The organism is Asanoa siamensis, assembly GCF_016862555.1.
Lineage (GTDB): Bacteria > Actinomycetota > Actinomycetes > Mycobacteriales > Micromonosporaceae > Asanoa > Asanoa siamensis.
Map to the genome: position 1 here is coordinate 21,376 of NZ_BONE01000039.1, position 23,259 is coordinate 44,634.

Annotated in this window: 25 protein-coding genes and 1 riboswitch; of the genes, 16 read left to right on the forward strand and 9 right to left on the reverse strand. The window is 73.0% G+C overall.

The genetic code is table 11. The annotated features are described in order from the left end of the window. Window positions 1-70 precede the first annotated feature (70 nt). The 3 genes from Asi02nite_RS23210 (at window position 71) to Asi02nite_RS23220 (ending at window position 2,567) form a co-directional block, all read left to right on the forward strand. On the forward strand, window positions 71-670 hold the full coding sequence (locus tag Asi02nite_RS23210; RefSeq protein ID WP_203716003.1) for a carbohydrate-binding protein: 600 nt from the start codon (window positions 71-73) through the stop codon (window positions 668-670). Window positions 671-744: 74 nt separating this feature from the next. Further along, window positions 745-1,926, forward strand: a complete 1,182-nt coding sequence (locus Asi02nite_RS23215; RefSeq protein WP_203716004.1) for a sensor histidine kinase — start codon at window positions 745-747, stop codon at window positions 1,924-1,926. After that, window positions 1,926-2,567 (forward strand): LuxR C-terminal-related transcriptional regulator, encoded by a 642-nt coding sequence (locus tag Asi02nite_RS23220; protein ID WP_203716005.1) that lies wholly within the window; start codon window positions 1,926-1,928, stop codon window positions 2,565-2,567. The genes Asi02nite_RS23215 and Asi02nite_RS23220 overlap by 1 nt, the downstream gene beginning before the upstream one ends. On the opposite strand, the gene Asi02nite_RS23225 is transcribed toward Asi02nite_RS23220, so the two are convergent. After that, complete coding sequence (locus Asi02nite_RS23225; RefSeq protein ID WP_203716006.1) at window positions 2,564-3,394, reverse strand: helix-turn-helix transcriptional regulator; 831 nt, start codon at window positions 3,392-3,394, stop codon at window positions 2,564-2,566. The two genes, Asi02nite_RS23220 and Asi02nite_RS23225, sit on opposite strands and share 4 nt — an antisense overlap. A 116-nt stretch (window positions 3,395-3,510) precedes the next feature. Between Asi02nite_RS23225 and Asi02nite_RS23230 the strand changes: the two genes are divergently transcribed. Beyond that, the gene (locus Asi02nite_RS23230) at window positions 3,511-4,326 is read left to right on the forward strand and encodes an SDR family NAD(P)-dependent oxidoreductase (protein ID WP_203716007.1); all 816 of its coding nucleotides are present in this window, start codon (window positions 3,511-3,513) and stop codon (window positions 4,324-4,326) included. 1 nt (window position 4,327) lies between these two features. On the opposite strand, the gene Asi02nite_RS23235 is transcribed toward Asi02nite_RS23230, so the two are convergent. Continuing rightward, window positions 4,328-5,182: a dihydrodipicolinate synthase family protein gene (locus Asi02nite_RS23235; RefSeq protein WP_203716008.1), complete on the reverse strand. Its 855-nt coding sequence runs from the start codon at window positions 5,180-5,182 to the stop codon at window positions 4,328-4,330. 72 nt (window positions 5,183-5,254) lie between these two features. Here Asi02nite_RS23235 and Asi02nite_RS23240 point away from each other — a divergent pair, with 72 nt between their 5' ends. The 3 genes from Asi02nite_RS23240 (at window position 5,255) to Asi02nite_RS23250 (ending at window position 7,335) form a co-directional block, all read left to right on the forward strand. Further along, entirely contained in the window at window positions 5,255-6,148 is an 894-nt protein-coding gene (locus Asi02nite_RS23240) for a LysR family transcriptional regulator (protein WP_203716009.1), read from the forward strand. Window positions 6,149-6,257: 109 nt separating this feature from the next. Then, entirely contained in the window at window positions 6,258-6,593 is a 336-nt protein-coding gene (locus tag Asi02nite_RS23245; protein ID WP_203716010.1) for a hypothetical protein, read from the forward strand. Between the two features lie 25 nt (window positions 6,594-6,618). Next, window positions 6,619-7,335 (forward strand): hypothetical protein, encoded by a 717-nt coding sequence (locus Asi02nite_RS23250; protein WP_203716011.1) that lies wholly within the window; start codon window positions 6,619-6,621, stop codon window positions 7,333-7,335. 635 nt (window positions 7,336-7,970) lie between these two features. Here the strand turns inward: Asi02nite_RS23250 and Asi02nite_RS23255 are convergent. Beyond that, window positions 7,971-10,337 (reverse strand): ATP-binding cassette domain-containing protein, encoded by a 2,367-nt coding sequence (locus tag Asi02nite_RS23255; RefSeq protein WP_203716012.1) that lies wholly within the window; start codon window positions 10,335-10,337, stop codon window positions 7,971-7,973. Between the two features lie 82 nt (window positions 10,338-10,419). Then, window positions 10,420-10,830 carry a VOC family protein gene (locus Asi02nite_RS23260; RefSeq protein WP_203716013.1) on the reverse strand — a complete coding sequence of 137 codons (411 nt, stop codon included), beginning with the start codon at window positions 10,828-10,830 and terminating at the stop codon, window positions 10,420-10,422. An 87-nt stretch (window positions 10,831-10,917) separates the two neighbouring features. Between Asi02nite_RS23260 and Asi02nite_RS23265 the strand changes: the two genes are divergently transcribed. Next, window positions 10,918-11,688 carry an SAM-dependent methyltransferase gene (locus Asi02nite_RS23265; protein ID WP_203716014.1) on the forward strand — a complete coding sequence of 257 codons (771 nt, stop codon included), beginning with the start codon at window positions 10,918-10,920 and terminating at the stop codon, window positions 11,686-11,688. Beyond that, window positions 11,685-12,203: an HIT family protein gene (locus tag Asi02nite_RS23270; RefSeq protein ID WP_203716015.1), complete on the forward strand. Its 519-nt coding sequence runs from the start codon at window positions 11,685-11,687 to the stop codon at window positions 12,201-12,203. Before Asi02nite_RS23265 ends, Asi02nite_RS23270 begins: the two co-directional genes overlap by 4 nt. Before the next feature lie 87 nt (window positions 12,204-12,290). On the opposite strand, the gene Asi02nite_RS23275 is transcribed toward Asi02nite_RS23270, so the two are convergent. Then, on the reverse strand, window positions 12,291-12,845 hold the full coding sequence (locus Asi02nite_RS23275) for a DUF6529 family protein (protein ID WP_203716016.1): 555 nt from the start codon (window positions 12,843-12,845) through the stop codon (window positions 12,291-12,293). A gap of 69 nt (window positions 12,846-12,914) precedes the next feature. On the opposite strand from Asi02nite_RS23275, the gene Asi02nite_RS23280 reads away from it, so the two are divergent. From Asi02nite_RS23280 to Asi02nite_RS23290, 3 genes are all read left to right on the forward strand, one after another. Further along, window positions 12,915-13,301, forward strand: coding sequence for a VOC family protein (locus Asi02nite_RS23280; protein ID WP_203716017.1), 387 nt, complete (start codon window positions 12,915-12,917; stop codon window positions 13,299-13,301). A gap of 49 nt (window positions 13,302-13,350) precedes the next feature. Continuing rightward, window positions 13,351-14,160 carry an NAD(P)H-binding protein gene (locus tag Asi02nite_RS23285; RefSeq protein WP_203716018.1) on the forward strand — a complete coding sequence of 270 codons (810 nt, stop codon included), beginning with the start codon at window positions 13,351-13,353 and terminating at the stop codon, window positions 14,158-14,160. A gap of 76 nt (window positions 14,161-14,236) precedes the next feature. Next, complete coding sequence (locus Asi02nite_RS23290) at window positions 14,237-14,515, forward strand: hypothetical protein (RefSeq protein ID WP_203716019.1); 279 nt, start codon at window positions 14,237-14,239, stop codon at window positions 14,513-14,515. A gap of 3 nt (window positions 14,516-14,518) precedes the next feature. Here the strand turns inward: Asi02nite_RS23290 and Asi02nite_RS23295 are convergent, their stop codons facing one another. Together Asi02nite_RS23295 and Asi02nite_RS23300 are read right to left on the reverse strand one after the other, a co-directional pair. Then, window positions 14,519-15,520 carry an AraC family transcriptional regulator gene (locus tag Asi02nite_RS23295; protein ID WP_203716020.1) on the reverse strand — a complete coding sequence of 334 codons (1,002 nt, stop codon included), beginning with the start codon at window positions 15,518-15,520 and terminating at the stop codon, window positions 14,519-14,521. 93 nt (window positions 15,521-15,613) lie between these two features. Continuing rightward, window positions 15,614-16,057 carry a hypothetical protein gene (locus tag Asi02nite_RS23300; protein WP_203716021.1) on the reverse strand — a complete coding sequence of 148 codons (444 nt, stop codon included), beginning with the start codon at window positions 16,055-16,057 and terminating at the stop codon, window positions 15,614-15,616. A 410-nt stretch (window positions 16,058-16,467) separates the two neighbouring features. On the opposite strand from Asi02nite_RS23300, the gene Asi02nite_RS23305 reads away from it, so the two are divergent. From Asi02nite_RS23305 to Asi02nite_RS23315, 3 genes are all read left to right on the forward strand, one after another. Further along, complete coding sequence (locus tag Asi02nite_RS23305; RefSeq protein WP_203716022.1) at window positions 16,468-16,821, forward strand: STAS domain-containing protein; 354 nt, start codon at window positions 16,468-16,470, stop codon at window positions 16,819-16,821. 107 nt (window positions 16,822-16,928) lie between these two features. Beyond that, window positions 16,929-17,681 carry a serine/threonine-protein kinase gene (locus Asi02nite_RS23310; RefSeq protein ID WP_203716023.1) on the forward strand — a complete coding sequence of 251 codons (753 nt, stop codon included), beginning with the start codon at window positions 16,929-16,931 and terminating at the stop codon, window positions 17,679-17,681. 10 nt (window positions 17,682-17,691) lie between these two features. After that, window positions 17,692-18,204, forward strand: a complete 513-nt coding sequence (locus tag Asi02nite_RS23315) for an SRPBCC family protein (protein WP_203716024.1) — start codon at window positions 17,692-17,694, stop codon at window positions 18,202-18,204. Here Asi02nite_RS23315 and Asi02nite_RS23320 read toward each other — a convergent pair. Further along, a complete protein-coding gene (locus Asi02nite_RS23320; protein WP_203716025.1) occupies window positions 18,198-19,268 on the reverse strand; it encodes a coiled-coil domain-containing protein in 1,071 nt (356 codons plus the stop codon). The genes Asi02nite_RS23315 and Asi02nite_RS23320 overlap by 7 nt on opposite strands. Window positions 19,269-19,276: 8 nt before the next feature. Further along, a riboswitch (cyclic di-AMP (ydaO/yuaA leader) is annotated at window positions 19,277-19,407 on the reverse strand. A 166-nt stretch (window positions 19,408-19,573) separates the two neighbouring features. Continuing rightward, a complete protein-coding gene (locus tag Asi02nite_RS23325; RefSeq protein WP_203716026.1) occupies window positions 19,574-20,482 on the reverse strand; it encodes a cation diffusion facilitator family transporter in 909 nt (302 codons plus the stop codon). 171 nt (window positions 20,483-20,653) lie between these two features. Here Asi02nite_RS23325 and Asi02nite_RS23330 point away from each other — a divergent pair, with 171 nt between their 5' ends. Further along, window positions 20,654-23,191, forward strand: coding sequence for an ABC transporter permease (locus tag Asi02nite_RS23330; RefSeq protein ID WP_203716027.1), 2,538 nt, complete (start codon window positions 20,654-20,656; stop codon window positions 23,189-23,191). Window positions 23,192-23,259: the final 68 nt, after the last annotated feature.

Consider the following 23,259-nt stretch of genomic DNA (forward strand, 5'->3'; position numbering starts at 1 on the left):
GACGCCGCTTCGCCCCTCGTCGTATTGTCAACGCTCCCGGCGGATCGGCCAGCCCTGACGAGGAGTGCCCGTGGCGAACGGCATCGCGCCGGACACCCTGCCCGGCCGTCACCGCCCCGGCCGCCGACAGTGGCTGGGTCTCGCGGTGGTGGCCGCCGTCGTCGGGGTCGCCACCGTCGCCGTGCCACCCCTGATCGCCCCGCGGCACGACCCGCCGGCCGCGGCTTCGTCGCCCGCCCCGACCGTCGTGTCGTCAGCACCGGCCACCTCTCCCTCGGCCAGCCCTTCCGCCCGGTTCGTACCCGTCACGATCGAGGCGGAGGACCCGGGGAACGTCCTGACCGGCGGCGCGGCACCGACCGAGTGCGCCACCTGCCGCGGCGGCGCCCGGGTGCGGTACCTCTGCCTCTCCTGCGTGGTGACGCTGCACGGGACGGTGCCGGTCTCCGGGCGGCGCACGGTGACCGTCGTGTACGAGACCGACGGCTACCGGTCGCTGAAGGTGAGCGTCAACGGCGCCGCGCCGCGCACCTGGCAGGTGAGCGGCCCCGACTGGACGACGCCGCGGTCCTTCCGGTTCACCGCGGACCTGCCCGCCGGCCCCCTGCGCGTGTCCCTGTTCAACGACGAGTCGCCGGCGCCCGACGTCGACCAGGTCGTCATCTCCTGAAATCCTGGTTAAGCCGCTAACCAGGCCAGATCCGGTTCCTATAGCCTGCGGCTGCAAGCGAGGGGGAGCGGCAAGTGGTGGGTGTCGGCCGTGAGGTCGCTGCGGCGGCACTGGCCCGGGCGGTGCTGATCGGCCGGGCGGCGGCCACCATGACCGCGGCGGCGGCCGGCCTGCTGCTGGTCCACGACCGCGTGCCGGTCATCTCGGTGATCGCCCTGGTCACGGTGGCGACGGCCGCCCAGCTGGCCGCCCTCGGCCGTTGGCCCGGCCTGGTCACCCGGCCGGTCGCCGTGCTCGCGGTCGACTCGGCGCTGGTCCTCGCCGTGCTCGCCGTCAGCCACGGCAGCGTCGCCTACTTCTGCTACGCCGCCGGCGCGGGCGCCGTGGCCGGGGTGCTGCTCGGCCTGCGCGCCCTGCCGGTCTGGGTGGTCCACGCCGCGGTGGGTTACGCGGTCATCGCGGCCATGCTGCGGCGCACCGAGGCGCCGCTCGACATCGTGGCGTTCGTGGTCGCGTTCCCGATGGCCTCGGCGCTCGCGGGCACGGGCGCGGCGATCGCCACCACGGTCCTGACCCACCATCTCGTGCTCTCGACCCAGCTCGTCGCGTCGGCCCAGCGCTCGGCGGTCGCCTCCGAGCGGGCGCGGCTCGCGCGGGAGCTGCACGACTCGGTGACCAAGACGCTGCGCGGCGTCTCCCTCGCCGCGCTCGCCCTGCCGTCCCTGCTGCGGCGCCAGCCCGCGCTGGCCGAGCACCTGGCCGGCACGGTCGTCGCCGGCACCAACACGGCCGCCCAGCAGGCCCGGGAGCTGCTGGAGGAGATGCGCTTCGACGTCCGCGACCTCGCGGCGAGCGTCGACGCGCTGAGCCAGGCCTGGAGCGCGTCGAGCGGCATTCCGGTCCAGGTCTCGGTGACGCCGGTCGACGCGCCCGACGCGGTGTCGTACGAGCTGACCCGGATCCTGCGGGAGGCCCTGGCCAACGTAGCCCGGCACGGCCGCGCCCGTCGGGTCGTCGTCCAGCTCTCGGCGCAGTCGCCCGGCCTGCTGCTCGCGATCTCGGACGACGGGGTGGGTTTCACCGTGCCGACGGACCTCTCCGGCCTGCAGACCGCCGGCCACTTCGGCATCGTGGGCATGACCGAGCGGGCCCGGACGGCCGGCGGTGTCCTGCGGATCGCCTCCGAGCCGGGCTCCGGCACCACGATCACCGTCTACGTGCCGCTGGACGCGCACCGCCCGGTCGGAGCGCGCTGATGCGGGCCGTGGCGTCGACGATCGACGTGCTCGTGGTCGACGACAACCCGATCATGCGGGCGGCGCTGCAGGGGATCCTGGCCGCCGACGAGACGATCCGGGTCGTGGGGGAGGCCGGCAACGGCCGCGAGGCGCTGGCCCTGGCGGAGCGGCTGCGCCCGGCCATCACGTTGCTGGACCACCGGATGCCGATCGCCGACGGGCTGTCGGTCGTCGACGCCCTCGGGCGGCTCACCGCCGTGCTCGTGCTGACCAGCACCGAGGAACCGCGGATCATCGCCGACATGCTGCAACGGGGCGCCCGCGGCTACCTGGTGCACGGCGAGTTCAAGCCGGGCGACCTGGTGCGTGCCGTCCACGAGGTGGTCGGGGGCCGCGGCTGGCTCTCGCCGATCGCCGCGTCCGTGGCAGTGTCGATGGCCCGCGCGCGGAGCACCCCCCAGCGCACCGACCCCGCGTACGGCAGCCTGACCGAGCGCGAGCTCGAGGTGATGAACCTGCTGTGCGAGGGCCTGTCCAACGCCGCGATCGCGCAACAGCTCTGGCTGACCGAGAAGACGGTGAAGAACCACCTGAACCACATCTTCGCCAAGCTCGGCGTCCGCAGCCGCACGGAGGCCGTCGTCCGCTGGACCCGCTAGCCGACGGCGTCGTGCGCGAGCGCCAGCAGCGTGAGGCGTTCGGCGGTGGGCGTTCCCGGCAGCGGCGAGAAGATGGCGAGGAGTTGCGCCCGCTCCTCGTCGAGAAGGAACTGGCAGTCGAACTCGAGCAGGCCGACCTCGGGATGCCGGATCCGCTTGTAGCGGTGGCGCAGCACGGCGACGTCGTGCAGCTTCCAGAGCGCGGCGAACTCGGCGCTCTCGGCCAGGAGGCGGGCGACCAGCGCCTCGGCCGGAGCGTCACGGCGGCGGGTCGCGGCGGCACGCAGGTCGGCGACCAGGGCACGGGACTGCGCGGCGTGGTCCTCGACCGGATAGCCGTCGCGCGCGGCGGGGTCGCGGAACCAGCGGTAGACGAAGCTCGCCTCCGGGCCGTCGCCGGTCGGCGGACCGAAGACGGCGCGCGCCAGGGCGTTCTGGACGAGCGTCGCGCCGAGATCGGTCATCACCTGCGCCGGGATGTCGGTCAGCGCGTCGAGGGCGCTGAGCAGTGCCGGAGCGACGTGCCGGTCGTCGGTGTGGCGTTCGGGAACACGGTGACCGGTGAGCCGGTAGAGGTGGTCGCGCTCGTCCCGGCTCAGCCGCAACGCCCGGGTCAGGGCGCGGAGAACGGCCTCGGACGGTACGGCGGTGGCCCGCTGCTGCTCCAGCCGGGTGTAGTAGTCGGTCGACATTCCGGCCAGCGCGGCGACTTCCTCGCGGCGCAGGCCCGGGGTCCGGCGCCGGCCGGCCCCCGGCAGGCCGACCTCGCCGGGGGTCAGCGCGTCGCGGCGGACCTTCAGGAACTCTGCCAGCAGTCGGGCCTCCACCCCTTCAGTCTCCGCGCCGCGTACGCGTTCGACAGGGTGAAGCTCACTCTGCCAAGACTGTCGGGACCACCGCAGGCTCGATCACGACCGATCCGACCGATCCTGGGAGAATCACCATGGACACCTGGTTCCTCACGGGCGCGTCCCGTGGCCTCGGCGCCCACTGGGCCGAGGCCATCCTCGAACGCGGCGACAACCTCGCCGCCGCGGCCCGCGATGTCGCGGCACTGAAGCCACTGACCGACCGCTACGGCGACCGGGTGCTCGCGCTCGAGCTGGACGTCACCGACCGCGCCGCGGTCGACGTCGCCGTGACCACCGCCGAGCAACGCTTCGGCGGGATCGACCTGCTGGTCAACAACGCCGGCCACATGCTGGTCGGTGCGGTGGAGGAGGTCAGCGCCGAGCAGGCCCGCGCGCAGATGGACGTCAACTACTTCGGCGCCTTGTGGACCACCCGCGCCGTGCTGCACGGCATGCGCAGCCGGCGCCGTGGCCGGATCATGCAGGTCTCCTCCCTCGGTGGCCTGATCGCCCACCCGTCTCTGGGCATCTACCAGGCGTCGAAGTGGGCCCTCGAAGCGATGAGCCAATCGTTGGCCGCCGAGGTCGCCGCGTACGACATCCACGTCACGCTGATCGAACCGATCATGTTCCCCACCGGGCTGGCCGAATCGTCGCCCCAGGCCGCCGCGCACCCCGCGTACGCCCATGCCCGTGAAGCCCTCTACGCGGACGCGGCCCGCTCCGGGTTCGTCCCCGGCGACCCCGCCGCCACCGCCCAGGCGATCCTCGCCCTCGCCGACACGCCGAACCCGCCGCTGCGTGTGCTGTTCGGCACCCACGGACTCGAGGCGCTGCGGACCGAGTACGCGGGCCGGCTCGCGGGACTCGAGCAGTGGGACCACCTGTCCCGCCTGGCCCAGGGATGACCTAGGCCCGGGCCAGGTGGGCCAGCGCGCTGCTGATCGAATTCGGGGTGGCGGGGAGCAGCGGTGGGCGTACCGCCGGGGTGGGGATCCGGCCCTGCGCGTGCAGGACGGCCTTGACCACCGCCGGGTTGGGTTCCGCGAACAGGGCCGCGGACAGCGCGGCGAGCCGGTGGCCCAGCGGGCGGGCCCGGGGCGCGTCCCCGGCCCGCCAGGCCGCGACCAGCGCGGCGTACGAGGCCGTCGCCAGGTGGGCCGACGCGAGGATGCCGCCGTGTGCGCCCATCGCCAGCAGCGGTGAGACGAACACGTCGTCGCCGCCGAGGACGGCGAAGTCGGGGGGCACGTCGGCGAGCAGGTCCACGGTGTCGGCGTCGATGCCCGCGGCGTGCTTGATCCCCACCACGCCAGGCAGCGCGGCCAGGCGCCGCAGCGTGGCCGCGGACAACGGCTGCCCGGTGCGGTACGGCACGTGGTAGACGACCAGCGGCACCGGCGACGCGGCCGCCAGGCGGGCGAAGTGCGCCACCACCGCCTCCTCGCCCGGGCGCAGGAACGGTGGCACGAGGCTGAGCGCCGCGGTGACCCCGGCCAGCGGCCGCACCTCCGCCTCGCTGTCGGCGCCGACCAGCAGGCCCGTGCCCGGGTGCTCCGCGTGGATCCCGGCGATCGTGTCGAGGACCTTCGCGCGCTCGTCCGGCGCCAGCGCCTGCGGCTCGCCGGTGGTGCCCAGGGCGACGAGGCCCGCCGCCCCGGCCGCCAGCACCTCGCGCGCCAGCGTGGCCAGCGCGTCGAACGCGACTCCGCCGGCCGCGTCGAACGGGGTCACCAGCGGCACGTACAAACCTGTCGGTGTCATGGTTTCGAGCCTGACGGCCGTTGACCGTGAAGCACCAGTTCCGGTTCCTCAACGGTTACGTAAGCTGAGCTGATGCTTGACGTCCGCCGCCTGCGGCTGTTGCGTGACCTCGCCCGGCTCGGCACGATCGCGGCCGTCTCGGAGGCGCACACCTACACGCCGTCCGCGGTGTCGCAGCAACTCGCGGCGTTGCAGCGGGAGGCCGGCGTGCGGTTGCTGGAGCGGGCCGGCCGCCGGGTCGCGCTCACCCCGACCGGAGAGGCCCTCGTCCGGCACGCCGAGGTGGTGCTCGCCGCGCTCGAGGCCGCCGACGCCACGCTCGCCGCCGCCCGGGGCGGGCTGTCCGGGACCGTACGCATCGGCGCGTACCCGAGTGCCGTGCGCACGTTGCTGCCGACCGCGCTCGTCGCCCTCGCCCGCTCGCATCCGGGGCTCCATCTGATGGTCACCGAGCTCGACCCGGTCGATGTGCCCGACGCGCTGCGCGGCCGCCGCCTCGACGTGGCTTTGCTGCACGACTACGACATCGTGCCGGTCGAGCCGGACCCGGCGCTCGACTCGACGCCGCTGCTCGACGAGACGGTCTATCTGGCGCTGCCGGCGACCCACGCGTACGACGGCGCCGACCCGCTGCGGTCGGCGCGCACCGCCGCCTGGATCGTCGGCACTCCTGGCACGCTCTGCCACACGGTCGCCCTGCACGCGTGCGAGCTGGCCGGTTTCCGGCCTGAGGTGCACCACCACGCCGACGACTTCGCCGCCGTGCTCGCCCTCGTCGCCGCGGGCCACGGTGTCGGCCTGGTGCCGCAGCTCGCGGTCGGCCAGCCACCGCCGGGTGTCGAGCTGGTGCCGTTGACCGTCCGGCGGCGCACGAGGGTCGCCTTCCGGCGCGGCTCGGGTGACCACCCCGCGGTCGCGGCCTGCGTCAGGGCGCTGGGGGCCGCGGCCGCGGCGGTGTTCGCCTGACTGACGCTTGCCGTCGATCTCTACGATGCGGCCATGTCGACGTGGATCCGGCCGTACGGCGGCGATTCGCACCTCGCCGCCGGACGGGTGGCCCTTCGTCGTCGCCTTCGTGCTGACCTTCGAGGTCGTCCTCTGGCGGACGGTGCTCGTCGGCGTCTACGTCAGCGAGCGCGGCGTCAAGATCCGTCATGTCACGCGTACCCGCGTCGTGCCCTGGAACCGGGTGACGCGGGTCTGGGCGGGCCAGGCGGCCGGCTTCGACGCCTGGCAGATCTGGGTGTCCACAAGCGACCCCGACCGCGACGTCGAGACGCCGATCTGGCGCCGGCAGGCCTGGACGTGGCGCCGCCACTGGACCCTGCACCGCAACCGGGTCTACCTGTCGCCCGACGAGTTCGCCGCCACGCTGGCCGCGCTCCGCTCTGGACAGGCGGTGTCACCATGACGGTCCACTGTGCGGGGAGCGCGACATGCAGATCATCGAAGTCACGGATCTCGCCGTACGCTCGGCCGTCATCCGACTGCGGCGCCAGGGATCGGCGCTCCAGTTCGTGCTCTACCCGATGATCCACATGGCCAAGCCGACGTTCTACGCGGCGGTGGCCAAGCGGCTGCGGACGGCCGACATCGTCGTGGCGGAGGGCGTCGGCGGCGCGGGCGGCGGGAAGCATTCGGTGCTGGTCGGCGCGTTGACGCTCAGCTACACGGTGCTGCGCTTCAACCGCCGGGCGCAGTTGGTGCGGCAGGACATCGACTACCAGGCACTCGGGGTGCCGGTGGTCCGGCCGGACGTGACCGCGGACGAGTTCGCGGCGGGGTGGCGCCGGATTCCGCTGGCCTTCAGGCTGACGATGTGGGCGGTGCTCCCGCTGGTGCTGATCACCCGGCTGTTCGGCGGCACGCGGGCGATCTGGTCGCATTCGATGGAGACCAACGACCTGCCCCTGACCCACCAGGAGGAGGAGGACAACGACCTGCCGGAGGCGCTGGAGGCGGCGTTCCTCGGCTCACGCGACGAACGCTTGGTGGCGGCACTCTGCCGCCTGCACGAGCAACGCGGCGACGACCCGATCGAGGTAGCGGTCGTCTACGGCGCGGGCCACACACCGGCGATCGTCCACGGCCTGATCCAGAGGTACGGCTACCGCCCACGAGCCGCCGACTGGCTGACGATCGCGGACCTGTGAACCGCCGGGACCCGATCAGAATCGTCGCATACGATCCACAGTGGCCGGTCATCTGCGCGGTCGTGCGATCCCGAATCGAGGCGGCCATCGGCCCCGCCCAGCGGGCCCGATCGACCACATCGGCATTGCGGACCGGGAGCTGGCGCGGGCCCGTTGCCGTGACCGTAACCCGGCGGCGGGCTCGTCTGGCGCGCGCACGTCAGCACGCCTTGCGGCCTGGGAGCCGGCGGGCTCACTCGGCAGGTCCGCGCGGACCCGCCGCCGTGACCGCAACCGGCGGCGGGCTCGTCTAGCGCGCGCACGTCAGCACGGCTTGCGGACCGGGAGTCGACGGGCCCATTCTCCGCAGATCTGCGCCAGCCCGTCGCCGCGTCCGCAGCCGGCGGCGGGTGCGTCTGGTGGGCCCGCGCCAGCAGGTCTTGCCGACACGGAGCCGGCAGGTCGTTGGGCGCAGGTCCGCGCGAGCCCGCCACCGCGACCGCGATAGCCGGCGGGCTCGTCCGGCGCGCCCACACCAGCAGGTCTTGCGCACCGGGAGCCGGCGCGCTCGTCCGGCACAGGTCCGCGCGACCCGCCGCCCCGACCGCGCAGCCGCCGGCGCGGAGTCGTCCAGTGCGAGCCCGCCGCCCGCGCGGCTAGCCCACGTATTCCGCCAGATGCTTGCCCGTCAACGTCGACTTCGCCGCCACCAGGTCGGCCGGAGTGCCCTCGAAGACGATCTGGCCGCCGTCGTGGCCGGCGCCCGGGCCCAGGTCGATGATCCAGTCCGCGTGGGCCATGACGGCCTGGTGGTGTTCGATGACGATGACCGACTTGCCCGTGTCGACCAGGCGGTCGAGGAGGCCCAGCAACTGTTCCACGTCGGCCAGGTGCAGGCCCGTCGTCGGCTCGTCGAGGATGTAGACCCCGCCCTTCTCGCCCATGCGGGTCGCCAGCTTCAGGCGCTGCCTTTCACCGCCCGAGAGGGTCGTCAGCGGCTGGCCCAGCGTCAGGTAGCCGAGACCCACGTCGGCCAGGCGTGACAGGATCTGGTGCGCCGCCGGGGTTTTCGCGTCGCCCGACCCGAAGAACTCCTCGGCCTCCGTCACCGACATCGCCAGCACCTCGCTGATGTCGCGGCCGCCCAGGTGGTAGTCGAGCACCGACGCGTCGAAGCGCTTGCCCTCGCAGTCTTCGCACGTTGTCGCGACGCCCGCCATCATGCCCAGGTCGGTGTAGATGACGCCCGCGCCGTTGCAGGTGGGGCAGGCGCCCTCCGAGTTGGCGCTGAACAGCGCCGGCTTCACCCCGTTGGCCTTCGCGAAAGCCTTGCGGATCGGCTCCAGCAGGCCCGTGTAGGTCGCCGGGTTGCTCCGCCGCGAACCGCGGATCGCACCCTGGTCGACCGTCACCACGCCCTCGCGGTCGGCGACCGAGCCGTGCACCAGGGAGCTCTTGCCCGAACCCGCCACGCCGGTCAGGACGACGAGCACGCCGAGCGGGATGTCGACGTCGACGTCCCGCAGGTTGTGCAGGTTGGCACCGCGCACCTCTAGCGCGCCCGACGGCTTGCGTACCGACGGCTTCAGGGATGCCCGGTCGTCGAGGTGGCGGCCGGTCAGCGTGCCGCTCGCGCGCAGGCCGTCGACCGTGCCCTCGAAGACGACCTCGCCGCCCGCGGTGCCGGCGCCCGGCCCCAGGTCGACGACGTGGTCGGCGATCGCGATCGCCTCGGGCTTGTGCTCGACGACGAGCACCGTGTTGCCCTTGTCGCGCAGCTGCACCAGCAGGCCGTTCATCCGGGCGATGTCGTGCGGGTGCAGGCCGATCGTGGGCTCGTCGAAGACGTAGGTCACGTCGGTCAGCGACGAACCCAGGTGCCGGATCATCTTGGTGCGCTGCGCCTCGCCGCCCGAGAGCGTGCCCGACGGCCGGTCGAGCGACAGGTAGCCCAGCCCGATCTCGGCGAACGAGTCGAGCAGGTGCTGCAACCCGCTCAGCAGCGGGGCCACGGAGGGGTCGTCGATGCCGCGTACCCAGGAGGCCAGGTCGCTGATCTGCATCGACGAGATGTCGGCGATGTTCTTGCCCTTGATCTTCGACGACCGCGCCTCGGCGGCCAGCCGGGTGCCCGCGCAGTCGGGGCAGATCGTGAACGTGACGGCCCGCTCGACGAACGCGCGGATGTGCGGCTGCAGCGCGTCGACGTCCTTGGAGAGCATCGACTTCTGGATCTTGGGGATCAGGCCTTCGTACGTCAGGTTGATGCCCTCGACCTTGATCTTGGTCGGTTCCTTGTGCAGCAGGTCGTGCAGCTCCCGCTTGTTGTATTTGGAGATCGGCTTGTCGGCGTCGAAGAAGCCGCTGCCGCGGAAGATCCGGCCGTACCACCCGTCCATGCTGTAGCCGGGCACCGTCAGCGCGCCCTCGTTGAGCGACTTGCTGGCGTCATAGAGCTGGGTCAGGTCCATGTCGTTGACCGAGCCCATGCCCTCGCACCGCGGGCACATGCCGCCCAACCGGTTGAAGGTCGCCTTCTCGGCCTTGGTCTTGCCGCCGCGCTCGACCGTGATCGCGCCGCTGGCCCGCACCGACGGCACGTTGAACGAGAACGCGTTGGGTGGCCCGATGTGCGGCTGGCCCAGCCGGCTGAACAGGATGCGCAGCATGGCGTTGGCGTCGGTGGCGGTGCCGACCGTGGAGCGGGGGTTCGCGCCCATCCGCTCCTGGTCGACGATGATCGCCGTGGTCAGGCCGTCGAGGAGGTCGACCTCCGGCCGCGCGAGCGTCGGCATGAAACCCTGCACGAACGCGCTGTAGGTCTCGTTGATCATCCGCTGCGACTCGGCGGCGATCGTGTCGAAGACCAGCGAGCTCTTGCCCGAGCCGGACACGCCGGTGAAGACCGTCAGGCGGCGCTTCGGGATCTCGACGCTGACGTCCTTGAGGTTGTTCTCGCGGGCGCCTTGCACACGAATCAGGTCGTGGCTGTCGGCGAGGTGCGTCGAGGCGGTCTTGCTCATCGGTGCTCCATCCGTTTCGGCGGGAATTCGCTGCGTACGGGCAGGGTTTGGCCATGCTACGCGGCCGGTACGACGTTTCCGCTCAGCGGACCTCGTTGATCCGCACCTGGTTGCCGGCGGGGTCACGGAAGGCGCAGTCGCGTACGCCCCATGGCTGGTCGGTCGGCTCCTGGGCCACCTCGGCGCCCGCGTCGCGGATCTTCGCGAAGGTGGCGTCGAGGTCGGCGGTCGCCAGCACGATGCTGGCGTAGCTGCCCTTGGCCATCATCTCGCCGATGATCCGGCGCTCGTCGTCGGTCGTGCTCGGGTCCACGGCGGGCGGCGTCAGCACGATCGCGGTGCCGGCCGGGTCGGTCGGGCCCACGGTGATCCACCGCATGGTGCCCTGCCCGACGTCGTTGTGCACCGTGAAGCCGAGGGCGTCGCGGTAGAAGGCCAGAGACTTTTCGGGATCGGTGTGCGGGAGAAATGTCCAGCGAATGGTGAGTTCCATGGGTACGACGCTAGGTCCGCGCCCACCCGCCGTGCTTCTCGATTCCTGACCGGTCCGCGCGCCCCTATGCTGACCCCGGGAGGCGATATGACGGGCGTCGATGAGAACCTCTTGAATACGAGCGTCCCGCACTCGGCGCGGCTGTGGAACTACCTGCTGGGCGGCACCGACAACTTCCCGGCCGACCGGGCGGCGGCCGAGCAGGTGCTCGCCTTCCTGCCCGAACTCGTCCAATCGGCGCGGTTCAACCGGCAGTTCCTCGGCCGGGCGGTCCGGCACCTGGCCGGCCCGGCGGGCGTCCGCCAGTTCCTCGATCTCGGCGCCGGGCTGCCGACGGCCGACAACACCCACCAGGTGGCGCCGGACGCGCGGGTCGTCTACGTCGACAACGACCCGCTGGTGCTCGTCCACGCGCGGGCGCTGCTGACCGGCTCGACCGCCTACGTGGAGGCGGACGTCCGGGACCCGTCGGCCGTCCTCGCTGCCGCCGCCCGCACCCTCGACCTCGACCGCCCGGTGGCGATCATGCTGCTCGGCATCCTCAACTTCGTCACCGACGACGACCAGGCCCGCGACATCGTCGCGACGTTGACGGCGGCGGTGCCGGCGGGCAGCTACCTGGTGATCTCGCACCCGACGCGCGAGGTCAACCCGGAGGCGGTCGACCGCGCGGTCGCGATGTGGAACGACGGCGGCGCGGCCCCGATGACGGTCCGCGACCCGGCGACGATCGCCCGCTTCTTCGACGGCTGGGACCTGCTCGAGCCGGGCCTGGTCACCTGCTCGCGGTGGCGCCCGGACGGCAACGACACGACCCCGACCTCCGAGTACGCGGCCGTCGCGCGCAAGCCCTCGTGACGGTGGTCGGCTGCCTCGGCTGCGACCTGATCGCGGGCCGGCGCCCGCTGCCGGGCGGCATCCTCCACCGGACCGCGTCCTGGGTGGTCAGCCACGTGGTCGGGCCCCTCAACGTGGGCACCCTGGTGCTCAGCCCGCTCGCACACGTCACCGCGATCGCCGACCTGCCCGACGCTGCGACGGCGGAGTTCGGCCCACTGCTGCGCCGGACGACCCGCGTCGTCGAGGAGTTGGGGACGCCGGAGCAGCCCTACGTCTGCCTCTGGGCGCACGGGCCGGGCCACCGCCGCCACCTGCACTTCGTGGTGCAACCGGTCACCGCGGACCTGGTCGCGGCGCACGGCGGCCTCCGCTCCGAACGCCTCCAGGCCGCGATGCTGGCGGCGGGCGTCGAGCCGGACCCGACGGAGGTGGAACGCTTCTGCGCCGCCGCCCGGGCGCGGTTCGCCGACGAGGACCTGCCGGCCCGGGGCCTTGCCGCGCCGGGGGAGGCGCTCCGTGAGCGTGGCGCGTAGGTCGTCGGGGCCGGCACCGCGAGGTTGACCGAGAGAATCGCCCCACGCCCGGCAACCTAACCGCCGACGGCCCGCGTACGCCGGGATTTATCTCGGCAGTCCGAACGTCGCGATCCACCAGAGGGCGCTGCTGGCGGTCACGCCCACCACGGTGGCCAGGAGCAGTCCACCGACCGCCGGGATCGCCCAACCGGGCAGCCGCCGGCTGTGCACGACGATGACCTTGGCCACGAACGCGCCGTAGACCATGGTGCCGAGGATGCTGTGCGTGAGGACCCGGGCGTCGTAGGACTGGAAGCCCATCGCCCACAGGCACGCGGCGGCCACCGGCAGGCTGACCACGAACGCGAGGTAGCCGCTGGCGCGGTGCACCGGGCCGAGCCACGGCCGGGCGCGCAGGCCGAGCCTGCCGTACATCCAGAGCGCGGTGCAGAGCTGGAGGGCGGCGAGCAGGAGAACGCCGAGGCTGAACCACACCTTCATCGCGTAGATCGACGGGAACGGCCGCTGCCAGGGCACCTCGCCGGTGGGTTCGTGCACGCTGCCGAACACGCCGAGCGCGACCGCGACCGCCGCGCCGATCAACAGCGGCACCACCAGGAGCCACGGCCTGGGGTACGGGGGACCTGTGCGCTCGGACACCTGGCGATTATCCGCCGTAATCCCCTTGGTTCGGGATCAATCGGACCGAACGGGGCGCATGGTGGAGCGATGGAGGTCCTCAGCAGCCGCGTCCTGCTCCGCCCCGCCGACCGGGCGCGCAGCCAACGGTTCTACCGCGACGTCCTCCGGCTCGCGGTCTACCGCGAGTTCGGCCCGCCGGACGAGCCGGGGCTGGTCTTCTTCCTCGGCCAGGGACTGCTCGAGGTGTCCGGCACCGCGCCCGACGGACCGGCGGGACCGCTGCGGATCTGGCTGCAGGTCCGCGACGTCCGGGCCGAGCACGCTCGCCTCGTGGCCGCGGGGGTGACCGTCACCCGCGAACCGCGTACGGAACCGTGGGGGCTGATCGAGATGGGGATCGAGGACCCGGACGGCGTGCCCATCGTGATCGTCCAGGTGCCCGCGGACCACCCGCTGCGGCGCGATCCGCGCTGACGTCGAAACTCGGTGGCGGCCGCGCGCCGGACCGTGTTGCCTTGGCCTCATGATCGTTATCTGCGCGGCGTCCGGCGCGCTCGGACGGCTCGTCGTCGAGGAACTGCGCGGACGGGCCCGGGTCGTCGCCGTCGTGCGCGACCCGGCCAAGCTCGCCGACGCCGGCGTCGAGGTGCGGCACGGCGACTACGACGACCCGGCCAGCCTCGGGCCGGCGTTGCGAGGTGCCGAGCGGGTCCTGCTCATCTCCTCGCCCGACCTCGACACCGAGCGCCGGGTCCGGCAGCACCGGGCGGTGCTCGACGCCGCGGTCGCGAACGGCGTGGGCGGGATCGCCTACACCAGCTTTCTCGGCGCCGACCGCGACGGTGCGGGCATGAACGCCGCCCACCATCGGACCGAGCGCGCGATCGCCGACAGCGGCCTGCCGCACACGATCCTGCGGCATCCCTTCTACACCGACGCGTTCGTCGAGGCCGGCCTGCGCGCCGCGGTCGCCGACGGCCTGTTGCGGTCGGACACGGGCGGGCGCGGGCTCAACACCGCGACGCGCGCCGACCTCGCCGCGGCGGCCGCCGCCGTGCTGACCGACGACGCGCACCTCGGCCGCGCCTACGACCTGACCGGGCCGCTCTGGACCTATCCGCGACTCGCGGAGGTGCTCACCGAGGTGACGGGACGGCCGACGAAGCACCTCGACGAGCCGGTGGCGGGCCCCATGGGCTTCCTGATGGGCCTGGCGCGGGCCGGCGCCCTGGAACGCCAGACCGACGACCTGCGCACGGTGCTCGGCCGTGACCCGGAACCCCTGCGCCGGACCGTCGAACGCGCTCTCCAGCCGCCCGCGCGATCCGGATAGCTCCGGCGCCAAGTGGATCGACGGCGCGCGGGCACCGGCCTACAGTCCGTCCGATCCGCACGGGAGGGACGTGTCCATGCCGGACCTTGAAGGTGACATGTTGCGGGCGGTCGCGGCCCTCACCGGCGCGGTCGACTTCCTGCACCGCTACGACCGGCTCCAGGCCACGCTGCGGGCCGACGGTGGCAACGGCCACTGCTCGGCGCTCACCGCCGCCACCGAGGACGGCCTCGCCGCCGCCCATCGGGTGCTCGCCGGGCTGCGCGCGCCCGACGGGCACGCGAAGACCCGCACGGGGCCGTTCATCCCGGCCCAGCGGACGCCGCCCGACCGCCGGGGCGACCCGGGCGAATAGCCCTCAGCGCCCGCGCAGCGTCGCCGACGGCGACTCTCCGAACCTCTCCCGGTAGGCCGCCGCGAAGCGCCCGAGGTGGCCGAATCCCCACGCGTGCGCGATCGCCGCCACGGTGTCGCGCCCGGGCACCGGATGCCGCAACTCCTCCCGCGCGTACCCCATCCGCACGTGCTGGAGGTAGGCCATGGGGGAGAGGCCGACGTGCCGGCGGAAACCCTCCTGCAACGCGCGCGCCGAGACGCCGGCGAGCCGGGCCAGCTCCGCGGTGGTGAACGGGTGGGTCGGGTCGGCCTCCATCACCTGGACAGCCCGCCGGACGGTCCGCGGCCGGGCGGGCGGCACGTGCGCGGTCAGGGCCTCCGCGTACTGGTGGTCGGTCGCGAACAGCAGCCCGCTCAGCATGCCCTGCGCGTAGCGCTCCGCGACCAGCGGCTGCAGCAGCGCGCTGTGCGGGTTCTCCAGCTCCGACCGCAGCAGGTTGGCCATCCGCGACCAGGTCAGCCCCGCGCCCATGGTGGTGTCGAAGCTGGGGCCGAACCGGATCGGCCCGCGGATCGGCCGGCCGACCAGCGCCTCCAGCTCCGCCTCCAGGCTCGCCCGGTCGACCCGGATGCCGAGGCTGCGGCAGTCGGCGGACCACCGCCCGGCGTGCGCGCCCGCGCCGGGCCGGTAGACGGCGGCGCGCCGCGGGCTCGCGACCGTGATCGCGCCGCGGTGCTCGCTGCCGATGGCGCCCGCGACGGGCAGGTTCACGTGGTACGCGTCGAGGATGTCGGCCCCGATCGCGACGTCGGCCCCGAACCGGATGTCGCCGACGGTGACGGGCCCGAGCCGGACGAGGTCGGCCGCGAACGCCAGCGGCCGGGACCGGTCGAGCAGGTCCAGGGCGACCTCGTAGTAGTACTCGGTGCAGATGGCCCGCGCTTCGTCGAGGTCACTGACCCGGAAGGACTGCGTCTCCGGCAGTGGCAGGTCGGCACGCTGCGTGTCGGGCCGGTGACGCATGACCACGAGCATCGCTCGCGTCCTGTCGGGCGTCAATGCACGCGCAAGGCGGGGTTGCCGACGTGGCTGTTCGGCAACCCCGCGCGCGCTGGGTCAGCTCTCCAGCGGTGACTTGGGCCGGTCGGCTTCGACGAACTCGATGTCGTCGACCCGCCCGTTCGCCTCGTCACCCATCCGGGCGAGCGCGGCCCGGGACGCCGAGCCGGCGGCCCAGCCGATCGCGGCACCGAGCGCCGCGACGGCGATCACCAGGGTCCACGGCGTGGGCATCCGGCGCCCGGCGAGAGCGTCGTACGCCAGGCTGGCCCGCCGCCGGGCCTCGTCGGCCGCGCCGCCCATCGCGTTGGCCGCACCGCCGACCACGCTGGCGGCCCCGCCGACGGCACTCGTCACCGTGCTGCCCGCGTCGCCGGCCAGACCGGCCGTGTGCCGCCCCGCGGACCGCGCCGAGTCGACGAACGACCGCAGGTGGTCCCAGGCGTCGTCGCTGATCCGCTCGGTCCTGCTCCGGCGGTCCATGAGGTTGGTTCCGAACATCGCTGCAGTCCTCCTCGGTCGCCGACCTGCCACTTCGGACGCTGCGCGTCCGGCCTCTGCTCAGTGCCCGGCCGCCCGCCGGCGCAAACCACGGATCGTCACGACGACGCGACCCGCGTCACACGCCGGCCGATGTGGACGGTCCGCGTCGCCTCACCCAGTGTGACCGCCGACACGTGCGCTAGGCTGGGGCCGGCCGGAATTCGACACGTGTGTTCCGTTCACGCGAGTCGAAGGTCACATATTCAGGTTTTTGCCGGCTATGCCGGTTTCGGAATACGAGAAAGGGGAACGTACGCGGCCGTAAGGCTGGCGACCATGTGATGGATGCGAATACCCTCGGTCGCGGTCCGCGTACTGTCGAAAGGTCCCCTGGATGCGGACCGAGGTTCGAGCTCGGAGGTAGTTGCGTGAGTCTGTCGATCGTGACAACTCGGCGTGCCAACGGAGTCCTCGAGATCGCCCCCCGCGGTGAGATCGACGTCGACTCCGCCCACGAGGTGAAAGAGGCCATCGCTGCGGCGCTGACCGACGACCGCCCCAACCGGATCGAGCTCAACCTCCGGTTGGTCAGCTTCATCGACTCGGTCGGCATCAGTGCCATGGTGGCCGGGTTCCAGACGGCCGAGGTGAGCGGGATCAAGCTCGTCGTCACCGAGCCCAGCCGGTTCGTGCACCGTCAGCTCTGGGTCACCGGCCTGCTCGGCCTGTTCGGTGCGCCGGAGCCCTATCTCGGCGATCTCAACACGCCGGCGGGCGCCTGAGAGGCGAAAGGCACCACAAGCTTATCGATGGCTAAAGCCTGCCGCTGATCCCTTGTCCGGGACGGGTTGATCCGGAAGAGTCCCGGTTCGTGGCGGCGTGGTTGCGGATGGGTACGACCATCCTCCGGCGGTACGTCCTGCTGGGTCCGATCGCCCGCGGCGGCGTCTCGACGGTCTACCACGGCTTCGACAGCCACTCCGCCCGCCCGCTGGCCGTGAAGGTCATCGGGCCGGCGCACGCCGAGTCGGCCCGCCACGAGGCGGCGATCACCGAGCGGCTCCGGCACCCGAGCGTCCCGCGCGTCTACGACCACGGCGCCGCCACGCTGCCGGACGGCTCCGTCGCCCCGTACGTCGTGCTCGAACTGCTCGACGGCGTCCCGCTGGCCGGCCGGCTGGCAGGTGGCCCGCTGCCCTGGCCCGAGGCCGTACGGATCGCGGCCACCGTGGCCGACGTGCTCGCCGTGGCCCACCGCCGCGGCGTGGTGCACCGCGACGTGTCGGCCCGCAACGTCATGCTCACCCGGGCCGGCGCGAAGATGATCGACTTCGGCCTGGCCGGCCCCGCGGGCGCGGCCGGGTTGCCCGCCGACGACGTCTTCGCCCTCGGCGCGCTGCTGCTGCACATGCTGACGGGCCGGTCCGACCAGCGGGGCCCGCGCGCGGTGCAGGCACCGGTGCTGGCCGTGCCGGGGCTACCGCGCGCGATCGCCGACCTGTGCCGGGCGACGATGAGCCGCCTGCCCGCGGACAGACCGGTCAGCGCCGCCGTCGCGATAGGTCTATGGTCATCGATCATGCCGGCCACCGCGCCCGTGCCCCACGCTCTCCCCGCGCCGGCCCTGCACCGCCTCAACTAGGAGCGCCGCGTTGGCCAGGTCGGGCACGTTCTCCTACTCCCTGCGCGCGGCGTGCGAGGTGGCCGACGCGGCGGCGCTGCTGTCCGACTTCAGCCGCCACACCGAGCTCCACCCGTTCATCGTCAAGGTCACCGAGGTGGCACCGGTCGACGGCGCGGTGCGCAGCTTCGTGATCAACGACCGCCTGACGTTCGGCCCGGTCCGGTTCACGACGACCTACACGGCCGACGTGCTGGCGATCAACGCGCTCGGGCCGGGGGTCACCGAGATCGTCACTCTCGCGCGCCAACGCCCGGGGACGACGCTGCGCAACCGGACCCGGATCTACCCGGTGTCCGACGGCGGCTGCCGCGTCGACGTGCGGATCACGCTGACCGCGCCGACCCCGCTCTTCGCGTACGCGTCGAAGCAGGCGCGGCAGGCCCACCACGCGCTGGCGGAGCGGCTGGAGCAGGTGCTGGGCGACGCATCAGGGGGCACGCCGGAAGGCGCGCCCCCTGATGCTTCTTCGGGACCTCAGTAGACGCTCAGGTGCACGTGGTTGGTGTGGTCGCTGGAGGGGTCGCCGCCCGCTCCGCTGTAGGCCTTCCAACCACTGCTGGGCAACCAGATCTGCCGGTACCAGATCACGTAGAGGACGGCCAGCTCGTCGGAGTTGCGGATGAAGTAGTTCGCGAGGTTGTTGCCGTAGGTCCGGTCCCCGCCGGTCGCGTCGCCTTCGAAGCCGTTCTTCGCGGCCGCGTAGTCGCACGCCCGTCCCTTGGGATGCTCACCGGACCCGCCGCTGCGGTAGCAGGAGACGTAGCGGGTGAACCCGGCCGCCTTGGCCTGTTGCAGCGCGTGCAGGTTGCGCGGCGTGATGCAGCCGTTGGCCGGCGTCGGGTCGTTGACGCTGCACGACTCGGTCGGGTAGCTGCCGTCGCTGTTGCGCTTGGTCGGGCTGGCGCTCTTCCCACCGGACCCGCCGGTGTTGCTGCCCGACCCACCGCTGCGCGCGGCGTTCGCCGAGGCCGCCTTCTGCTGCCGGGCCGCCACGTCCAGCGCGCGCTCCGCCTGGTCCTTGCGCGCCTTCATCTGCGCGACCTGGCGCTCCTGCTCGCGTACCTCCGTCCTGATCGCGGCGTTCGTCTCCTGCGCCTGTGCCTTGGTCTGCTCCAGGCCCTGGATCGTGCGCTGCTGGTTGGCCGCGACCATGCCGAGCGCGTTGGCGCGCTCGAGGAAGCGGTCCGGTGAGTCGCTGTTGATCAGCGCGGCCATCGGGCCGAGCCGGCCGGTGCGGTAGGCCGAGCGGCCGATCTCGGCGACCGCCTCGACGTGCGTCACCAGGTCCTGCTCGATCGTCTCGAGCTTCGTCTCCTGCTCCTGCTGCTTGCCCTTGGAGCGCTTGAGCGCGGCCTGGGCATCCAGGTAGCCCCGGCTCGCCTTGTCGAGCTGGTCCCGCAGCTCGGCGGTGCCGCCCTCGTCGTCGGGGTCGGCGCTGGCGGGCGCCATCGGGCCGACGAGCCCGAAGACGAGACCGAACAGCACGACCGTCGTGACCCGGATCCATCGTCGCCGGCGGTGCGGATGACTGGGGGGATCGATCATCTGGGGGCATGTCCTTCCGTCAGCCGCCGACCGGGTTAGCTGACGGGTTCGGGACGGAAGTTGATCCCTACCGCTCGCGCGGATTCACCCCACTCGCGTGGTTCCCCGGCTCGCCGTGGCGATTAGGCGACGACCTCCGCAGGCACCGGTGGGTGCCGGCTTGCGAAGATCGATCTGGAGACTACCGAGGCCTGCCTACTCTGCGGGAGGTCCGTTAAAGAGGCATCAGCGGCTCTTGCCCGGATTTATCCGGGCAAATTTCCCGTGAAGGTCACGAAAGTTAAGGCCGCGCTAAACACCGAGTGTCACCAGTGGGCGCTGTGGCACTCGCCGGTGGCGGCAACGGGCTCCACCTGCAGGGTCGCGTGGTCGATGCCGTAGCCGTCCTGCAGGGTCGACCGGGCGGCCGCCAGCACCACGGCCACCTGAGCGTCGCCCTCGATGCCGAGATGCGCCGAGGCGACGTCCATGCCGGAGGTCAGTGTCCAGACGTGCAGATCGTGCACGTCGCAGACGCCCGGGACCGCGCCCAGCGAGGTCCGCATCGCGGCCACGTCGAGGTGCTGCGGCGCGGCCTGCACCAGGATCCGCACCGCCTCCCGGCCGAGGCGCCAGGTGCGGGGCAGGATGAACAGGCCGACCGCGACCGCGATCAGCGGGTCGACCACGAACCAGCCCGTGCTCGCGATCACCGCGGCGCCGACCAGCACGCCGACCGAGCCGACCAGGTCACCGAGGACCTCGAGGTAAGCCCCGCGCACGTTGATGCTCTCCTTGGCGCCCTGGCGCAGCAGTCCGAAGGCGACGATGTTGGCGATCAGGCCGAGGCCGGCCACCACCAGCATCGGCGTCGTGCTCACTTCGGGCGCGGCACCGAACCGCCGCACCGCCTCGACCAGCACGTAGAGCGCGACGCCGAACAGCAGCACGGCGTTGGCCAGCGCGGCCAGCACCTCGAGGCGGTAGAGGCCGAAGGTCCGCTGCGGGTCGCGCGCCGCCCGTCGGGCCGCCGTGATCGCGGCCAGGGCCATGCCGATCCCGAGCACGTCGGTGAACATGTGGCCGGCGTCCGAGAGCAGGGCGAGCGAGCCCGTGGCGAACGCGGTGACCGCCTCGACGACCATGAAGACGGCGAGGAGCCCGAAGGCGGCCCAGAGCCGCCCGCGGTGCCGGGCGCCCGCGTCGCGTACGCCGTGGTCGTGTCCCGCGCCCACCGGTCCTCCCGCTTCCTCGTATCGGCTGCTCGCTCCAGTCTTATGCAAACATCGCTATGTATGCAAAGGTGACACCGGGAACCATTCCCATTGTCCGCCGCGGGGGCCTGTCGCGATCGCGACAGGCGGGGCGTGGCGAGACCCGTGTGGTCGTTGTTCAGACTGGTCGACGTGAAACGGCCTCTGCTCCGCCTCGCCGTGACGGGTTTCCGGGCGCACGCCGTCCGGCTCGTGCTGACCGGTTTCGCGGTGATGGTCGGGGTCGGCTTCCTCGCCGGCACCCTGGTCTACGGCGACACCGCCCGGGCCGCCTTCTACGACGACCTGGCCCGCTCGGCCCGCAACGTGGACGTGGCGGTGGAGCCCGCGGCGCTGCTCGCCGAGCGCGACACGGTGGAGACGATCGCGCGGCTGGACGGCGTGGCGGCGGTCGACGGCCGGATGGCGGCCTGGCTCAGCATGCTCGACCGCGACGGCAGGCTGATGATGGACCACGGCCACGTCGGGTACGGCCTGTCCGTCCCCTCCGTGCCCGCCCTCGCCGCGTACGACCTGTTGTCGGGGCGGCTGCCGGCCGGGCCGGGCGAGGTGGCCGTGGAGAAGAACACCGTCGCGCGGGCCGGGTTCGCCGTCGGCGGCCCGGTCACGGTGCTCGACGCGGCCGGCGAGCCGCGGACCCTCACCCTGGTCGGGGTGCTCGATCTCGGGGTCAACCGGTTGTACGGAGGCTCCACCGTCGCCGCGCTCACCGACGCGGAGCTCACCGCGCTGACCGGCACCGAGCGGTTCGCCGAGGTGGTCGTCGCGGCCCGCCCGGGTGTCTCCGAGACGGTCCTGCGTGACCGCGTCTCGGCCGCGCTCGGCGACGCGTACCCGGTGCTGACGGGTGCCCAGGTGCGCGACCGGCTGGCCGTCGAGGCCGGCAAGTACGTGACCGGCTTCGTCGCGGTGCTGCTCGGCTTCGGCCTGGTCGCGGTGACCGTGTCGGCGTTCGTCATCTACAACACGTTCGCGATCCTGGCCGCCCAGCGCACGCGCGAGCTGGCCCTGCTCCGGGCCGTGGGCGCGTCCCGCCGCCAGGTCAGCGGCACCGTGCTGATCGAGGCGCTGCTGCTCGGCGCCGTCGCCTCGGTGGGCGGGCTGGTGATGAGCGTGCTCATCGGGTACGGCCTGATCTGGGGCCGGGAGCTCGTCGCCACGGACATCCCGCTGCACACGCCGGTGGTGCGCTGGCCCACGTTCCTGGTGGCGGTCGGCTTCGGCACGTTCGTCGCGGTGGCGTCCGCGCTGGTGCCGGCCGTCTCCGCCGGCCGGGTCGCGCCGCTGGCCGCCCTGCGCGACGCCGCCCTCGCCGAGCCGCGCGCCGTGAGCGGGGGCCGCCGTACCGCCCGGGTGGTGTGGGCGGTCCTGCTCGCCGTGGCCGGCCTGGTCGCCATCGGCGGCGGCGTCCCGCTCGGGTTCCCTGGCCTGCCGCTGGTGCTCGGCGGCGGCATGCTGGTCTTCGTCGCCGCGGTCGTGGCCGGTCCGCTGCTCGTGCCCCGGGCGGTGGCGGTGGTCGGCTGGCTGCCGGCCCGGTTGTTCGGCACCGTGCCGGCGCTCGCGGTGGCCAACGCCCGCCGCAACCCGCGCCGGGCCGCCGCGACGACGCTGGCCCTGGTCATCGGCGTGGCGCTGATGTCGCTGTTCGCCGTGCTGCTGGCCACCGCGCGGGACCAGAGCGGCCGCGAGCTGACCGAGAACTTCCCGGTGGAGTTCACGCTCAACCGGGCCCGCACCGACGGCACGTTCGAGTCGATGCGGGCCGGGATGCCGGCGGGGCTGGCTTCGGCACTGCGCCGTCATCCGGAGTTCGCCACGGTCGCGGAGGTGCGGTCGGAGACGCCGCTGTTCGGGGAGCGCACCCGGGTCGCCGCGGTGCCGCCCGCGCAGCTGCGGGGCGCGATCCGCCCGGAGGTGACCGCGGGCTCGTTGGCCGGGCTCGGTCCGGGGACGGTCGCGCTGAGCCGGTCCTTCGCCCTGGACCGGGACGTGTCGGTGGGGTCGTCCCTGCCGTTCGGCGCGCTCGGGACGCTGCGGGTGGTGGCGTTGTTCGACGACTCCCCGCTGGACGGCGCGGCCCTGGTGTCCTATCCGGCGTTCGTCGCCGCGTACGGCGAACGCCCGGCGGTGGAGATCCTCGTCGACGTGGCGCCCGGGGTGTCCACACCGGACGCCCGCCGAGTGCTCGACGCCGAGCTGCGCGCGTACCCGGTGGTCCAGGTGACCAGCCGCGCCGCGCAGGCCGACGAGCTGGCGGCGTCGCTGGACGAGCTGCTCGGCATCTTTACCGCCCTGCTCGGCATGTCGGTGCTGATCTCGCTGTTCGGCATCGGCAACACGCTGTCGCTGTCGGTGGTGGAACGCCGCCGCGAGTCGGCGACGATGCGGGCGCTGGGCCTGTCGCGGCGCCAGCTGCGGGGCATGCTGCTGCTGGAGTCGGGCCTGATCGCGGTGGTGGGCGCGATCGGGGGTGTCGCGTTGGGTGCCGGCCTCGGCTGGGTGGCGGCGGCGGCCCTGATCGACACCTACGGCCACGGTGTCCCGGTCGTCCCGGTGGGCCAACTCGCCCTCGTCGTCACCGCGGCCGCGGCGGCGGCGCTGCTGGCGGCGGTGCTGCCGGCCCGCCGGGCCGCCCGGCTGCCGGTAGTCGCGGCGCTGGCGGACGACTGACCTGGTTGGGGGCTCGTGTCGATCCGCGGGCCGGTCATTCGACCTGTGGAAGTGCGGGCCGAGGAGCG

Coding starts and splice junctions, on each gene's coding strand:
- Asi02nite_RS23220 (WP_203716005.1), top strand. CDS start 1,926: ATGCGGGCCGTGGCGTCGACGATCGACGTGCTCGTGGTCGACGACAAC.
- Asi02nite_RS23230 (WP_203716007.1), top strand. CDS start 3,511: ATGGACACCTGGTTCCTCACGGGCGCGTCCCGTGGCCTCGGCGCCCAC.
- Asi02nite_RS23235 (WP_203716008.1), bottom strand. CDS start 5,182: ATGACACCGACAGGTTTGTACGTGCCGCTGGTGACCCCGTTCGACGCG.
- Asi02nite_RS23240 (WP_203716009.1), top strand. CDS start 5,255: ATGCTTGACGTCCGCCGCCTGCGGCTGTTGCGTGACCTCGCCCGGCTC.
- Asi02nite_RS23250 (WP_203716011.1), top strand. CDS start 6,619: ATGCAGATCATCGAAGTCACGGATCTCGCCGTACGCTCGGCCGTCATC.
- Asi02nite_RS23255 (WP_203716012.1), bottom strand. CDS start 10,337: ATGAGCAAGACCGCCTCGACGCACCTCGCCGACAGCCACGACCTGATT.
- Asi02nite_RS23260 (WP_203716013.1), bottom strand. CDS start 10,830: ATGGAACTCACCATTCGCTGGACATTTCTCCCGCACACCGATCCCGAA.
- Asi02nite_RS23265 (WP_203716014.1), top strand. CDS start 10,918: ATGACGGGCGTCGATGAGAACCTCTTGAATACGAGCGTCCCGCACTCG.
- Asi02nite_RS23280 (WP_203716017.1), top strand. CDS start 12,915: ATGGAGGTCCTCAGCAGCCGCGTCCTGCTCCGCCCCGCCGACCGGGCG.
- Asi02nite_RS23285 (WP_203716018.1), top strand. CDS start 13,351: ATGATCGTTATCTGCGCGGCGTCCGGCGCGCTCGGACGGCTCGTCGTC.
- Asi02nite_RS23290 (WP_203716019.1), top strand. CDS start 14,237: ATGCCGGACCTTGAAGGTGACATGTTGCGGGCGGTCGCGGCCCTCACC.
- Asi02nite_RS23295 (WP_203716020.1), bottom strand. CDS start 15,520: ATGCGTCACCGGCCCGACACGCAGCGTGCCGACCTGCCACTGCCGGAG.
- Asi02nite_RS23300 (WP_203716021.1), bottom strand. CDS start 16,057: ATGTTCGGAACCAACCTCATGGACCGCCGGAGCAGGACCGAGCGGATC.
- Asi02nite_RS23310 (WP_203716023.1), top strand. CDS start 16,929: ATGGGTACGACCATCCTCCGGCGGTACGTCCTGCTGGGTCCGATCGCC.
- Asi02nite_RS23320 (WP_203716025.1), bottom strand. CDS start 19,268: ATGATCGATCCCCCCAGTCATCCGCACCGCCGGCGACGATGGATCCGG.